The sequence below is a fragment of the Enterobacter sp. 5-4 genome (assembly GCF_000612205.1).
Classification (GTDB): domain Bacteria; phylum Pseudomonadota; class Gammaproteobacteria; order Enterobacterales; family Enterobacteriaceae; genus Enterobacter; species Enterobacter roggenkampii.
The window spans coordinates 629,430-642,987 of the sequence record NZ_JFHW01000019.1; the positions used below are offsets into that span (position 1 = coordinate 629,430).

The window sequence follows — 13,558 nt, forward strand, 5'->3', positions numbered from 1 at the left end:
GTATTCTCGCGTCAGAGAGAAAGGGTAGCAAATTGCTACCCTCTCAAACTCGACTACTCTTCGCTGAACAAATCGCCGCCGTGCATGTCGATCATTTCCAGCGCCTTGCCACCACCACGGGCGACGCAAGTCAGTGGATCTTCTGCAACTACGACAGGAATACCTGTCTCTTCCATTAACAGGCGGTCGAGGTTACGCAGCAGCGCACCACCACCGGTCAGAACCATACCGCGCTCGGAGATATCGGACGCCAGCTCTGGTGGGCACTGTTCCAGCGCGACCATTACCGCACTCACGATACCCGTCAGTGGCTCCTGCAGTGCTTCCAGAATTTCGTTGGAGTTCAGGGTGAAACCGCGTGGAACACCTTCAGCCAGGTTGCGACCACGTACTTCGATCTCGCGCACTTCATCGCCCGGATATGCAGAGCCGATTTCGTGTTTGATACGCTCTGCGGTGGCTTCACCGATCAGAGAGCCGTAGTTACGGCGCACATAATTAATGATGGCTTCGTCGAAGCGGTCACCACCGATACGTACGGAAGAGGAGTACACCACGCCGTTCAGAGAGATAACGGCCACTTCAGTGGTACCACCACCGATATCCACCACCATGGAACCGGTCGCTTCAGACACAGGCAGACCTGCACCGATTGCCGCCGCCATTGGCTCTTCAATCAGGAACACTTCACGCGCACCTGCGCCCTGAGCAGATTCACGGATTGCGCGACGCTCGACCTGGGTTGCGCCAACCGGCACACACACCAGAACACGCGGGCTTGGACGCATGAAGCTGTTGCTGTGAACCTGCTTGATGAAGTGCTGAAGCATTTTTTCAGTCACGAAGAAGTCAGCGATAACGCCGTCTTTCATTGGGCGAATAGCGGCGATGTTGCCAGGGGTACGACCCAGCATCTGCTTCGCGTCATGACCCACTGCGGCTACGCTTTTCGGCGAGCCTGCACGATCCTGACGAATGGCCACAACGGAAGGCTCATTCAATACGATGCCTTGTCCTTTTACATAAATAAGGGTATTCGCAGTACCCAGGTCAATGGACAGGTCATTGGAAAACATGCCACGAAATTTTTTCAACATACTAAGGGATAATCCTGAAAGCTGGGGCGGAAAACAAAATCCGCTTACTTTACCAACCACACGCAGCAGCGACAAGGCGCAAAAATCATCTGCAACGGTGAAAATTTGTGCAGTACGTTTCCTGATGTTACAAAATCATCCCCTGACTCCCTCAGGGCTGAGTAAACAGCAGCATTCCTTACTGACCTTTGTAACCCGTTAAAGGTCGTTCACTGGCTTTTTGCTCGACATACTCAAAGCTACAGGCGCGATATTCTACGTGAAAACAGCGTAAACGGCAGGTCAAACCGAGTATCTTTGCAAATATTTTTTCACATTGGTGTCAAGCGGCTGAGAGGCAGCAAAAAAATCCCCCTGACCACCCATTACACCGCGCTCTGTTAACATTTGCCATTCGCCTCTGGCGCGCACGCCCGCGGCAAATACCTGTGTTCGCGTTCCTTTACACGCCTCAACCAGGCTCTGTACCAGCAGCTGGTTTTCCGTGCGCTTTTCAATATTCCTTACCAGCCCCGGATGTAGCTTTAATAGCTCCACATCCAGCTCCTTGATCCAGTTGGTGCTGACCAGCGTCAAACCTGCCTGCGTCACCGCGACGCGCGCGCCGAGCGCGTTGATCAAACGAACCACCGGACGTAACCGGCTGATGTGTTGACCTACATCAGCCTCAGCAAGTTCAAAAATAATGCGTTTGCGTTGCGATTTTTCACATTGCATTAATGTATCACGCAGCCAGCGCTGAAAACGCGGGCGTATTAATGACTCCACGGTGACCTGTAACGCCAGGCTCTCTTCAGGCCAGAATGATAAAAACGGAATCAAGCGGCTAATTTGCTGACGGTCATACTCTTCGGACAGCCCAAATTGCAGCACCATTGGCAGATATTCCGCAGAAATAACCTCTTCCGTACCGTCAAAAATACGACACATCAGTTCACGGTGATGAACGTTGCCGTTTTTCATGACCGCGGGTTTTTGATAAATACGCGGTCCGCCGCGACTTAGCATTTGCTCAATCAACGTACGCCAGCGCACGTTACCGCGCCCTTTTTCCGGCAGCGAATCATCATAGACCGCCCATCCGTTCGCGCCCTGCAGCACGGCGTTGCGGGTGGCCGCTTCCGCATGCTCCATCACCTGTTCTGTCGATTGTCCGCCACGCCAGGCGCAGATCCCCATGTGGACCATATCGTCCCTGTCGAGCATTTTGCTCTGCGGCAGCGCATCAACCGCCTTCAGCAGCTGGCTGGCGATGCTTTCCGACTCCTTCAGCGTCCGATGCGGCAGCAACACGGCAAAGTCGCTGCGGTGGTAGCGGGCCAGCAGCGCGCCCGGGTAGCGCATAATAAAGGTGGAGAGCAGGTTGATCAGCGTAAAGAGATTTTCTTCCGCGGCCCGCTGTCCCCAGGTGTCGCGCAGGAGATCGAAATCAGGCAGGCGAATCATCATCACCACCCCGTGCGTCCCCACTTTTTCCGAATCGTCGAGCAGCGTGGCGAGCTGATTATCAAAGAAAAGGCGGTTGTTGAGGCCGGTTTTGTTATCCTGGGCGGCATAGGAGCGGATCAGCGTATCCATTCGGCTGCGCTGGTCGCTGGCAAACTGGATTTCCGAGAGCAGCGTATCCAGGGCGCTGCTGGCGCGTGAAGGCCACTCGTGGACTGAACCACGGACCTGCGGGCCGCGTTCACCGTTAAGGATCCGCACGGAGCGCATCTCCAGCAGCTCCTGGCCGGAGAGCTGGCGGCGCAGCCAGCGGACCGCGAGAAAGATCAGCAGGACGATAAACGCCACCGCGACGGTGAGCGGCGCAGTGGTCATCATGGAACGAAAATAGCTGGCCATCGGATCGAGATAGACCATGCGTATGGTCATCCCCGGATTTTTAAGGGAATGTACGGTCACTTCCCGATACTGGCTCACCACGCCCGCAGGCCGATAGCTTCCCGGGCGTTCGTGGCTTAACACACGATGCTTTCCCTGCTGAATGTCGATCTGAACAATATCAACAGGTACCATCAGCTCATCGAGCTCCCTGGAGAGTGCCGGTAGCGGCGTCGTCAGCAGACGCGTATCAATTACCGACGCGACAGACTGTACCCGGTTAACCAGTTTGTCCTGAATGGCGTTGTAAAAGCTCAGAGAGCAGCCCAGAAGGGTGACAAAAATGGTAAGCCCCGTCAGCAAGGTGATAAAAGCTGAGAACTTCGTCGTTAATCGCATCCTTGAGATTACTCCGTGGGTTGATGGGGTAGCGAGTAAGCGCTAACTTGCATGTCAAATGCGGCATACTACCAAATCGGGTGTATCTGGCAATTTATTGCGTTAAATCGGCACTGCGTTTCCCTGAGCGAGTATAGTCTTCAGAAATTATTTTCCAATCAAATGAGTCGAGAGGACCCCGTATGCAGGCTTTGATCTTAGAACAGCAGGACGGCAAAACGCTTGCCTCAGTGCAGGCGGTAGAAGAGAGTCGTCTGCCGGAAGGCGAAGTAACCGTCGACATCGACTGGTCCAGTTTAAATTATAAAGATGCGCTGGCGATTACCGGGAAGGGTAAAATCATCCGAAATTTCCCTATGGTGCCGGGTATTGATTTCGCTGGCCGGGTACATACCAGCGAGGATCCGCGCTTCCATCCGGGCCAGCAGGTCCTGCTCACCGGCTGGGGCGTAGGTGAAAATCACTGGGGCGGGCTGGCCACGCAGGCGCGCGTGAAGGGCGACTGGCTGGTGCCGATGCCGAAAGGTATGGATGGCCGCAAGGCGATGATCGTCGGCACGGCAGGCTTTACCGCGATGCTGTGCGTGATGGCGCTGGAAGAAGCAGGCATCCGCCCTGAATCGGGGGAAGTTGTCGTCACCGGTGCCAGCGGGGGCGTGGGCAGCACGGCAGTGACGCTACTGCACAAGCTGGGCTATCAGGTTGCGGCGGTTTCCGGTCGGGAAAGTACCCACGATTACCTGCGCCAGCTCGGTGCAAATCGCATTCTCAGCCGTGACGAATTCGCCGAAACCCGTCCACTGGAAAAACAGGTCTGGGCAGGCGCGGTGGATACCGTCGGTGATAAAGTGCTGGCAAAAGTCCTGGCGCAGATGAACTACGGCGGCTGCGTGGCCGCCTGCGGGCTGGCGGGCGGATTTGCCCTGCCAACCACCGTGATGCCATTCATTCTGCGTAACGTCCGCCTGCAGGGCGTGGATTCCGTGATGACACCTGCGGCTCGTCGTACTGAGGCATGGGAACGTCTGGTGCGCGATTTGCCGGAATCTTTCTACACCCAGAGCGCCACGGAGATTACGCTCAGCCAGGCACCGGACTATGCCAGTAAGATCATGGATAACCAGTTCCACGGTCGCGCGCTGGTGAAAATCGCCTAATCTTCAAATTTTCGTGACATATTCGCGCGAATCACTCTCCTCCGTCATGCTTAGGAAAACGCATGACGGAGGATGCCATGAAAAACCGAAAACTGACGGAAGCCGACGTAACGTCTGAGTCTGTCTTTATGTTACAGCGCCGCCAGATCCTGAAAATGCTTGGCATCAGCGCCACCGCGCTCTCGCTCTCGCCTTCGGCTCACGCTGACCTGCTCGACTGGTTTAAAGGCAACGATCGGCCGAAGGCCCCTTCCGGCGCCCCGCTCACCTTTACGAAACCCGCCCAATGGCAGAACAAACTGACGCTTACACCAGAAGATAAAGTGACGGGCTATAACAACTTCTACGAATTTGGCCTCGACAAGGCCGATCCTTCGGCCAACGCCGGTAGTCTCAAAACCGATCCGTGGACGCTGAAAATCGACGGCGAAGTGGCAAAACCCCTGACGCTGGACCACCACGATCTGACCACCCGTTTCCCGCTCGAAGAGCGTATCTACCGCATGCGCTGCGTGGAAGCCTGGTCGATGGTGGTGCCCTGGATCGGCTTCCCGCTGCATAAATTGCTGGCGATGGTGGAGCCCACCAGCAACGCAAAATATGTCGCTTTCCAGACGCGGTATGCGCCGGACGAGATGCCGGGCCAGAAAGACCGGTTCATTGGCGGCGGGCTGGAGTATCCCTACGTTGAAGGGTTACGCCTTGACGAAGCCATGCACCCTCTTACGCTGCTGACCGTCGGCGTTTACGGCAAGGCGCTTCCGCCGCAGAACGGCGCGCCCATCCGTTTAACCGTGCCGTGGAAATACGGTTTCAAAGGAATTAAGTCTATCGTCAGCATTAAGCTCACCCGCGAGCGTCCGCCAACCACCTGGAATCTGGCGGCTCCGGACGAATACGGTTTCTTCGCCAACGTGAATCCGCACGTGGATCATCCGCGCTGGTCGCAGGCGACCGAGCGTTTTATCGGTTCCGGCGGCGCGCTGGACGTGAAGCGCCAGCCAACGCTGCTGTTTAACGGTTATGCGGATGAAGTGGCCTCGCTGTACCGTGGCCTCAATTTACGGGAGAACTTCTGAGTGCGTTTAACGGCAAAACAGATTACCTGGCTGAAAGTGCTGCTGCATTTAGCCGGAATACTCCCCTTTCTCTGGCTGTTCTGGGCCGCCAGCCAGGGGCTTTTTAGCGCCGATCCGGCCAAGGATATCCAGCATTTTACCGGTCGGATGGCTCTGAAATTTTTACTGGCCACCTTGCTCGTCTCGCCGCTGGCGCGCTACGCTAAACAGCCACTATTGATACGCACCCGTCGGCTTTTGGGGCTATGGTGTTTTGCCTGGGCCACGCTGCATCTGACCAGCTATGCCCTGCTGGAACTGGGAATTAACAATCTGACACTGCTTGGCCGCGAACTGGTGACGCGCCCTTATCTGACGCTGGGTATTGTGAGCTGGGTGATTTTACTGGCGTTAGCGCTGACATCCACGCAATATGCGCAGCGAAAGCTGGGCCGTCGCTGGCAGTTGCTACATAACTTCGTCTATCTTGTCGCGATCCTCGCACCCATTCATTATCTGTGGTCGGTGAAGATCCTCTCTCCGCAGCCGGTCCTTTACGCGCTGGCGGCCGTGGCGCTTTTAGCATGGCGTTACAAGAAGTTCCGCCAGTGGTTGCGATAGTTCGCGAAACTGTGCGTTTTCCCGCAGATTGCCTCTCAACCGCAAATCTTTTTTGGATTGCGGTTGATAATCTTCCCTGATAAGACCAGTATTTAGCTGCCAAATGCTACGAAATCGTTATAATGTGCGACCTTGGTTCGCCTGACAGTGGTTTTTGGCCTCTGAAAAGGTGACATTTGCGCTTCGACGGTATATTTTGTTTTTTACCCGAAAATCGCAGGAGATAGCAGCATAATGACTGATAAGTTCCAGATCTTAGTTTTGAACGGACCGAACCTGAACATGCTCGGCACCCGTGAGCCGGAGAAGTACGGCACGCTGACATTAAGCGAAATTGTTAACCGTTTGAGCACGGAAGCAGCGTCGCTGAATGTGGATTTGGATCATTTTCAGTCAAACGCGGAGTACGCAATCATCGACCGTATTCATCAGGCTAAAGACAATGTGGACTATATCCTGATCAATCCGGCCGCGTTTACGCACACCAGTGTTGCTATCCGCGACGCACTGCTTGCGGTGAGTATCCCGTTTATCGAGATCCACCTGAGTAACGTGCACGCCCGAGAGCCGTTCCGTCACCATTCGTATCTGTCGGATATCGCTGCTGGCGTTATCTGTGGACTGGGCGCAGACGGCTATTCATACGCTTTACAGACAGCGGTAAAACGCTTGTCACAATCACACTAAACAAGAGTACGGAACCCACTCATGGATATTCGTAAGATTAAAAAACTGATCGAGCTGGTTGAAGAATCAGGCATCTCCGAACTGGAAATTTCTGAAGGCGAAGAGTCTGTACGCATCAGCCGTGCAGCCCCAGCCGCTAGCTTCCCGGTAATGCAGCAAGCTTACGCTGCGCCAGTGCAGCAGCCTGCGCTCTCCGCAGCCGTTGCACCAGCAGCAGCTGAAGCCGCACCTGCCGCTGCAGCAGAAATCAGTGGTCACATCGTACGTTCCCCAATGGTTGGTACTTTCTACCGCACCCCGAGCCCGGACGCGAAGGCGTTCATCGAAGTGGGTCAGAAAGTCAACGTAGGCGATACCCTGTGCATCGTTGAAGCGATGAAAATGATGAACCAGATCGAAGCAGACAAATCAGGTACTGTGAAAGCGATTCTGGTCGAAAGTGGTCAGCCGGTTGAATTTGACGAGCCGCTGGTCGTCATCGAGTAACGAGGCGTACATGCTGGATAAAATTGTTATCGCCAACCGCGGCGAGATCGCACTGCGTATTCTTCGTGCCTGTAAAGAACTGGGCATCAAGACTGTCGCTGTGCACTCAAGCGCGGATCGCGATTTAAAACACGTATTGCTGGCGGATGAGACGGTCTGTATTGGCCCGGCTCCGTCCGTAAAAAGCTATCTGAACATCCCGGCTATCATCAGCGCCGCTGAAATCACCGGCGCGGTGGCAATTCATCCGGGTTATGGCTTCCTCTCTGAGAACGCCAACTTTGCTGAGCAGGTTGAACGCTCTGGCTTTATCTTCATCGGCCCGAAAGCCGACACCATCCGCCTGATGGGCGACAAAGTGTCTGCGATCACCGCGATGAAAAAAGCCGGTGTACCAACCGTACCAGGCTCTGACGGCCCTCTGACCGACGACATGGATGCTAACCGTGCTCATGCTAAACGCATTGGCTACCCGGTTATCATCAAGGCGTCCGGCGGCGGCGGCGGTCGCGGTATGCGCGTTGTGCGCAGCGATGCTGAACTGGCGCAGTCCATCTCCATGACCAAAGCAGAAGCGAAAGCCGCTTTCAGCAATGACATGGTGTACATGGAAAAATACCTGGAAAACCCACGCCACATCGAAATTCAGGTGCTGGCTGACGGTCAGGGTAACGCGATCTATTTGGCTGAACGTGACTGCTCCATGCAGCGTCGTCACCAGAAGGTGGTCGAAGAAGCACCAGCGCCGGGCATTACTCCGGAACTGCGTCGCTACATCGGCGAACGTTGCGCTAAAGCGTGTGTCGATATCGGCTATCGTGGAGCGGGTACCTTTGAGTTCCTGTTCGAAAACGGCGAGTTCTACTTCATTGAGATGAACACCCGTATTCAGGTTGAACACCCGGTTACCGAAATGATCACCGGCGTTGACCTGATTAAAGAGCAGCTGCGTATCGCAGCCGGTCAGCCGCTGTCCATCAAGCAGGAAGAAGTGGTGGTGAAAGGCCATGCGGTAGAATGCCGTATCAACGCCGAAGACCCGAACACCTTCCTGCCAAGCCCGGGTAAAATCACGCGTTTCCACGCGCCGGGTGGCTTTGGCGTGCGCTGGGAGTCTCATATCTACGCCGGTTACACCGTACCGCCGTACTATGACTCAATGATCGGCAAGCTCATCTGCTACGGCGAAAACCGTGACGTGGCGATTGCCCGCATGAAGAACGCCCTGCAGGAACTGATCATCGACGGAATCAAAACCAACGTTGATCTGCAGATGCGCATCATGAGCGACGAGCACTTCCAGAATGGTGGAACCAACATCCACTATCTGGAGAAAAAACTCGGTCTGAACGAGAAGTAAGAGACCTGTGTTGTGAAAAGGCCGGATTATCCGGCCTTTTTTATTTCTGGGGCCTGGAAAGCCTCATCATGTACAATCCCCGCTTTCTTCATCCACAAGGGACAAAAAATGGACAAACGTTTTGTTCAGGCCCATAAAGAAGCGCGCTGGGCGCTGTGGCTGACCCTTCTCTATCTTGCTGCATGGTTAGTAACCGCTTACTTACCAGACTCTGCTATTGGCATCACCGGCCTGCCGCACTGGTTCGAATTGGCCTGCCTGCTGGTTCCGCTGGTGTTTATCCTGCTGTGCTGGGCAATGGTGAAATTTATCTACCGGGATATTCCGCTGGAGGACGATGATGCAGCTTGAAGTCATTCTGCCGCTTGTCGCTTACCTGCTGGTCGTATTTGGATTGTCCATTTACGCCATGCGCAAAAGAACGACCGGTGCCTTTCTGAACGAGTATTTCCTCGGCAGCCGTTCGATGGGCGGCGTTGTGCTGGCAATGACGCTGACCGCGACCTATATCAGCGCCAGCTCGTTTATTGGCGGCCCCGGTGCGGCCTACAAATACGGGTTAGGCTGGGTTTTGCTGGCGATGATCCAACTGCCTGCCGTCTGGCTCTCGCTGGGCATACTGGGTAAAAAATTTGCCATTCTGGCGCGCCGTTACAATGCCGTGACGCTCAACGATATGCTCTTTGCCCGTTACCAGAGCCGCTTGCTGGTGTGGCTGGCGAGCTTGAGCCTGCTGGTGGCGTTTATCGGTGCGATGACCGTACAGTTTATCGGCGGTGCGCGTCTGCTGGAAACGGCGGCCGGCATCCCTTACGAGACAGGCCTCATCATCTTCGGGGTAAGCATCGCGCTCTATACTGCGTTTGGCGGATTCCGCGCCAGCGTGCTGAACGATACGCTGCAGGGAATGGTGATGCTCATCGGTACGATCGTTCTGCTGGTGGGGATTGTCCATGCGGCGGGTGGACTCACTCACGCGGTGGAAACCCTGGAAGCGATTGACCCGAAACTGGTCTCGCCGCAGGGCGCAGATGATATCCTCTCTCCGACCTTTATGACCTCATTCTGGGTGTTAGTCTGCTTCGGAGTAATTGGTCTGCCGCATACCGCCGTGCGCTGTATCTCCTATAAAGACAGCAAAGCCGTTCACAAGGGCATCATCATCGGGACGATTGTGGTCGCTGTCCTGATGTTTGGTATGCATCTGGCGGGGGCATTAGGGCGCGCGGTAATCCCCGATCTTACCGTGCCGGATCTGGTTATCCCGACGCTGATGGTCAAAGTACTGCCCCCCTTTGCCGCCGGGATTTTCCTCGCCGCGCCAATGGCCGCCATTATGTCGACCATCAACGCTCAGTTACTGCAAAGTTCCGCTACGATCATTAAAGATCTCTATCTGAACCTGCGCCCTGAGCAGGTTGAAAATGAACGTCGCCTGAAGCATATGTCGGCGGTGATTACGCTGGTGCTAGGCGCGTTGCTGCTGTTAGCCGCATGGCGCCCGCCGGAGATGATCATCTGGCTGAACCTGCTGGCATTTGGTGGGCTTGAGGCGGTATTCCTGTGGCCGCTGGTGTTAGGGCTCTACTGGGAACGCGCAAATGCTGCCGGTGCGCTGAGCGCGATGATTGTTGGCGGCGTGCTGTACGCCGTCCTCGCAACGTTTAAGATCCAGTACCTGGGCTTCCATCCGATTGTGCCTTCGTTACTGCTAAGTTTACTGGCGTTTGTGGTGGGGAACCGTTTCGGTCAGCCCGTCCCACAGCCCGCTATGATTTCTACTGATAAATAAAGAGTTTTGCCATGCCGTGGATCCAACTAAAACTGAATACAACCGGCGCGAACGCCGAAGAGCTGAGCGATGCGCTGATGGAGGCCGGCTCGGTCTCTATCACCTTCCAGGACACGCATGACACGCCGGTCTTTGAACCGCTGCCGGGCGAAACCCGCCTGTGGGGCGATACCGACGTGATTGGCCTGTTCGATGCTGAAACCGACATGAAAGAGGTCGTCGCGATTCTGGAAAACCACCCTCTGCTGGGCGCGGGCTTTGCGCACAAAATCGAACAGCTGGAAGACAAAGACTGGGAACGCGAATGGATGGATAACTTCCACCCGATGCAGTTCGGCAAGCGTCTGTGGATCTGCCCAAGCTGGCGCGAGGTTCCTGATGAAAACGCGGTTAACGTCATGCTCGATCCGGGTCTGGCGTTTGGTACCGGCACCCATCCAACGACCTCCCTGTGCCTGCAGTGGCTGGATGGTCTCGATCTGGATGGTAAGACGGTGATCGACTTCGGCTGTGGATCCGGGATCCTTGCGATTGCCGCCCTGAAACTGGGCGCGGCAAAAGCTATCGGGATCGATATCGATCCGCAGGCCATTCAGGCCAGTCGCGACAACGCCGAGCGCAACGGCGTTTCCGATCGACTGGAGCTGTATCTGCCGGATGCGCAGCCAGAAGCCATGAAAGCCGATGTGGTGGTTGCAAACATTCTGGCGGGCCCATTGCGCGAGCTGGCTCCGTTAATCAGCGTGCTGCCCGTTGAGGGCGGTCTGCTGGGACTTTCGGGTATCCTGGCAAGCCAGGCAGACAGCGTGTGTGAAGCCTACGCCGATCTTTTCGCTCTCGACCCGGTGGTGGAGAAAGAAGAGTGGTGCCGTATTACCGGTCGTAAAAAATAAGCATTTGGCGTGGTCCTCTGACCACGCCCCTCTTCCTCTGATAATCCTCTCTCCCTCTGCCATTCTTCGGTAAAATAACCCCACAAATCATGTTGATTTGTATTAAAAAATTCACCGGAAGAATATGATGAAACACATTACAGGCAAGGCAGCGCTGTTTGCGCTGAGCATGGTTTCGGCTTCAGCATTCGCATCACACTGGGGCTATGAAGGGGAAGGTTCACCGGAACACTGGGGTGAACTGGACGAGGCCTACAAGACCTGCCAGAGCGGGATGAACCAGTCTCCGATAAATATTGATTCGACCGCTAACGCCCATCTCTCCCCGCTGCAAACACACTACATTGATGGTCCTGTAACGCTGACCAATAATGGCCATACCATTCAGGCTAGCGAACAGGCTGACACCCGTGACACCATCACTCTGGACAAGCAAACCTGGACGCTCCAGCAGTTCCACTTCCATGCACCAAGCGAAAACACCGTGCACGGCAAGAAGTACGCGATGGAGATGCATCTGGTACATAAAAACAGCGCAGGTGAGCTGACCGTGGTAGCCGTCATGTTTGATAAAGGGGCTGCGAATCCGGAGCTGGATAAGCTGTGGAGCGTGATGCCGCAGCAGGCTGAACAGAACGTCTTCATTGAGAAGGATCTCAACCTGAACAAGCTGCTGCCGAAGGTGAAAACCTACTGGCGCTTTAGCGGATCTCTGACCACGCCACCGTGTTCTGAAGGGGTCACCTGGATCGTGCTCAAACAGCCGTTAACCGTCTCAGCAGAACAGCTTGAGAAATTTACCCATACCATGCATCACGATAATAACCGTCCGGTACAGTCTCTGCATGGGCGCGTTGTGGTCGAATAACGCCCATTCTGAGTCTTAAGATCATGTTCTAAAATGCGACGCAGATCGCAAAGAAGAGGGAAAATCTGCTGCTAAAAACAGCAGATTATCCCGCTCAGGTAAGCCATTTATTCAGAAATGATGAGAAGTTACGGGAAATTGTAAGCGCTCATAAAATAGCCATTCCTGCCTAACACAATGATTTAAATAGTGAATAATTCTTAACGGAAAGATTGAGCGGCGATTCCTTGATCTACAACAGTGGATTGTTCAAAGTTTGGCCTTTCATCTCGTGCAAAAAATGCGTAATATACGCCGCCTTGCAGTCACAGTATGGTCATTTCTTAACTCATGCGCATCGGACACCACCAGCTTAGAAATCGCCTGATCGCAGCCCCTATGGCAGGTATTACCGACCGGCCGTTCAGGACGCTGTGCTATGAGATGGGAGCCGGTTTAACCGTATCCGAGATGATGTCGTCTAACCCGCAGGTTTGGGAAAGCGATAAATCCCGCCTTCGGATGGTGCACATTGATGAACCCGGTATTCGCACCGTGCAAATTGCCGGAAGCGTGCCTGAAGAGATGGCAGATGCCGCGCGTATCAACGTGGAAAGTGGTGCCCAGATTATTGATATCAATATGGGGTGCCCGGCCAAAAAAGTGAATCGCAAGCTTGCAGGTTCAGCCCTTCTGCAATACCCCGACCAGGTGAAAGCTATCCTGACGGCGGTTGTCAGCGCAGTGGACGTTCCTGTTACGTTAAAGATTCGCACGGGTTGGTCGCCGGAACACCGTAACTGTGTAGAGATTGCCCAACTGGCCGAAGACTGTGGCATTCAGGCCCTGACCATTCATGGACGCACGCGCGCCTGTTTGTTCAACGGTGAAGCTGAATACGACAGCATTCGGGCAGTTAAGCAGAAAGTTTCCATTCCGATTATCGCGAATGGCGACATAACTGACCCGCTTAAAGCCAGAGCGGTGCTCGACTATACGGGAGCTGATGCTCTGATGATAGGACGTGCCGCTCAGGGAAGACCCTGGATCTTTCGGGAAATCCAGCATTATCTGGACACTGGAGAGCTGCTTGCTCCCCTGCCTCTGGCAGAGGTTAAGCGCTTGCTTTGTTCGCATGTTCGGGAACTGCATGACCACTACGGTCAGGCGAAAGGGTACCGAATTGCGCGTAAACACGTTTCCTGGTATCTCCAGGAGCACGCTCCAGATGACCAGTTTCGGCGCACATTCAACGCCATTGAGGATGCCAGCGAACAGCTGGAGGCGTTGGAGGCATACTTCGAAAATCTTGCGTAATGAAATAAAGAGCTGACAGA

Annotated in this window: 14 protein-coding genes; 12 read left to right on the forward strand and 2 right to left on the reverse strand. The window is 54.7% G+C overall.

From position 1 onward, the window contains the following. Positions 1–53: 53 nt before the first annotated feature. Positions 54–1,097: a rod shape-determining protein MreB gene (gene mreB, locus AA74_RS0113380; protein WP_000913396.1), complete on the reverse strand. Its 1,044-nt coding sequence runs from the start codon at positions 1,095–1,097 to the stop codon at positions 54–56. Between mreB and AA74_RS1000000123580 the strand changes: the two genes are divergently transcribed. Further along, positions 1,066–1,299, forward strand: coding sequence for a hypothetical protein (locus tag AA74_RS1000000123580; RefSeq protein ID WP_162230876.1), 234 nt, complete (start codon positions 1,066–1,068; stop codon positions 1,297–1,299). The two genes, mreB and AA74_RS1000000123580, sit on opposite strands and share 32 nt — an antisense overlap. A gap of 80 nt (positions 1,300–1,379) precedes the next feature. On the opposite strand, the gene csrD is transcribed toward AA74_RS1000000123580, so the two are convergent. After that, the gene (csrD, locus tag AA74_RS0113385; RefSeq protein WP_025912568.1) at positions 1,380–3,320 is read right to left on the reverse strand and encodes an RNase E specificity factor CsrD; all 1,941 of its coding nucleotides are present in this window, start codon (positions 3,318–3,320) and stop codon (positions 1,380–1,382) included. 182 nt (positions 3,321–3,502) lie between these two features. On the opposite strand from csrD, the gene AA74_RS0113390 reads away from it, so the two are divergent. From AA74_RS0113390 to dusB, 11 genes are all read left to right on the forward strand, one after another. Then, positions 3,503–4,477: an MDR family oxidoreductase gene (locus AA74_RS0113390; protein WP_025912569.1), complete on the forward strand. Its 975-nt coding sequence runs from the start codon at positions 3,503–3,505 to the stop codon at positions 4,475–4,477. Between the two features lie 77 nt (positions 4,478–4,554). Next, complete coding sequence (gene msrP, locus AA74_RS0113395) at positions 4,555–5,556, forward strand: protein-methionine-sulfoxide reductase catalytic subunit MsrP (protein WP_025912570.1); 1,002 nt, start codon at positions 4,555–4,557, stop codon at positions 5,554–5,556. Then, positions 5,557–6,156, forward strand: a complete 600-nt coding sequence (gene msrQ / locus AA74_RS0113400; protein ID WP_008502854.1) for a protein-methionine-sulfoxide reductase heme-binding subunit MsrQ — start codon at positions 5,557–5,559, stop codon at positions 6,154–6,156. Positions 6,157–6,390: 234 nt separating this feature from the next. Further along, positions 6,391–6,843: a type II 3-dehydroquinate dehydratase gene (gene aroQ, locus AA74_RS0113405; protein WP_008502855.1), complete on the forward strand. Its 453-nt coding sequence runs from the start codon at positions 6,391–6,393 to the stop codon at positions 6,841–6,843. Positions 6,844–6,864: 21 nt separating this feature from the next. Then, a complete protein-coding gene (accB, locus tag AA74_RS0113410; RefSeq protein WP_008502856.1) occupies positions 6,865–7,329 on the forward strand; it encodes an acetyl-CoA carboxylase biotin carboxyl carrier protein in 465 nt (154 codons plus the stop codon). Between the two features lie 10 nt (positions 7,330–7,339). Continuing rightward, complete coding sequence (gene accC, locus AA74_RS0113415) at positions 7,340–8,689, forward strand: acetyl-CoA carboxylase biotin carboxylase subunit (RefSeq protein WP_003860388.1); 1,350 nt, start codon at positions 7,340–7,342, stop codon at positions 8,687–8,689. Positions 8,690–8,797: 108 nt separating this feature from the next. Further along, a complete protein-coding gene (locus AA74_RS0113420) occupies positions 8,798–9,040 on the forward strand; it encodes a YhdT family protein (RefSeq protein ID WP_021242290.1) in 243 nt (80 codons plus the stop codon). After that, positions 9,030–10,481 (forward strand): sodium/pantothenate symporter, encoded by a 1,452-nt coding sequence (gene panF / locus AA74_RS0113425; protein WP_008502858.1) that lies wholly within the window; start codon positions 9,030–9,032, stop codon positions 10,479–10,481. The genes AA74_RS0113420 and panF overlap by 11 nt, the downstream gene beginning before the upstream one ends. Positions 10,482–10,492: 11 nt before the next feature. Then, positions 10,493–11,374, forward strand: a complete 882-nt coding sequence (gene prmA / locus AA74_RS0113430) for a 50S ribosomal protein L11 methyltransferase (protein WP_008502859.1) — start codon at positions 10,493–10,495, stop codon at positions 11,372–11,374. A gap of 127 nt (positions 11,375–11,501) precedes the next feature. Beyond that, on the forward strand, positions 11,502–12,242 hold the full coding sequence (locus AA74_RS0113435) for a carbonic anhydrase (protein ID WP_025912571.1): 741 nt from the start codon (positions 11,502–11,504) through the stop codon (positions 12,240–12,242). Between the two features lie 330 nt (positions 12,243–12,572). Beyond that, a complete protein-coding gene (dusB, locus tag AA74_RS0113440; protein ID WP_008502861.1) occupies positions 12,573–13,538 on the forward strand; it encodes a tRNA dihydrouridine synthase DusB in 966 nt (321 codons plus the stop codon). The last annotated feature ends 20 nt before the right edge of the window (positions 13,539–13,558 follow it).

Coding starts and splice junctions, on each gene's coding strand:
- mreB (WP_000913396.1), bottom strand. CDS start 1,097: ATGTTGAAAAAATTTCGTGGCATGTTTTCCAATGACCTGTCCATTGAC.
- csrD (WP_025912568.1), bottom strand. CDS start 3,320: ATGCGATTAACGACGAAGTTCTCAGCTTTTATCACCTTGCTGACGGGG.
- AA74_RS0113390 (WP_025912569.1), top strand. CDS start 3,503: ATGCAGGCTTTGATCTTAGAACAGCAGGACGGCAAAACGCTTGCCTCA.
- msrP (WP_025912570.1), top strand. CDS start 4,555: ATGAAAAACCGAAAACTGACGGAAGCCGACGTAACGTCTGAGTCTGTC.
- aroQ (WP_008502855.1), top strand. CDS start 6,391: ATGACTGATAAGTTCCAGATCTTAGTTTTGAACGGACCGAACCTGAAC.
- accB (WP_008502856.1), top strand. CDS start 6,865: ATGGATATTCGTAAGATTAAAAAACTGATCGAGCTGGTTGAAGAATCA.
- accC (WP_003860388.1), top strand. CDS start 7,340: ATGCTGGATAAAATTGTTATCGCCAACCGCGGCGAGATCGCACTGCGT.
- AA74_RS0113420 (WP_021242290.1), top strand. CDS start 8,798: ATGGACAAACGTTTTGTTCAGGCCCATAAAGAAGCGCGCTGGGCGCTG.
- panF (WP_008502858.1), top strand. CDS start 9,030: ATGCAGCTTGAAGTCATTCTGCCGCTTGTCGCTTACCTGCTGGTCGTA.
- prmA (WP_008502859.1), top strand. CDS start 10,493: ATGCCGTGGATCCAACTAAAACTGAATACAACCGGCGCGAACGCCGAA.
- AA74_RS0113435 (WP_025912571.1), top strand. CDS start 11,502: ATGAAACACATTACAGGCAAGGCAGCGCTGTTTGCGCTGAGCATGGTT.
- dusB (WP_008502861.1), top strand. CDS start 12,573: ATGCGCATCGGACACCACCAGCTTAGAAATCGCCTGATCGCAGCCCCT.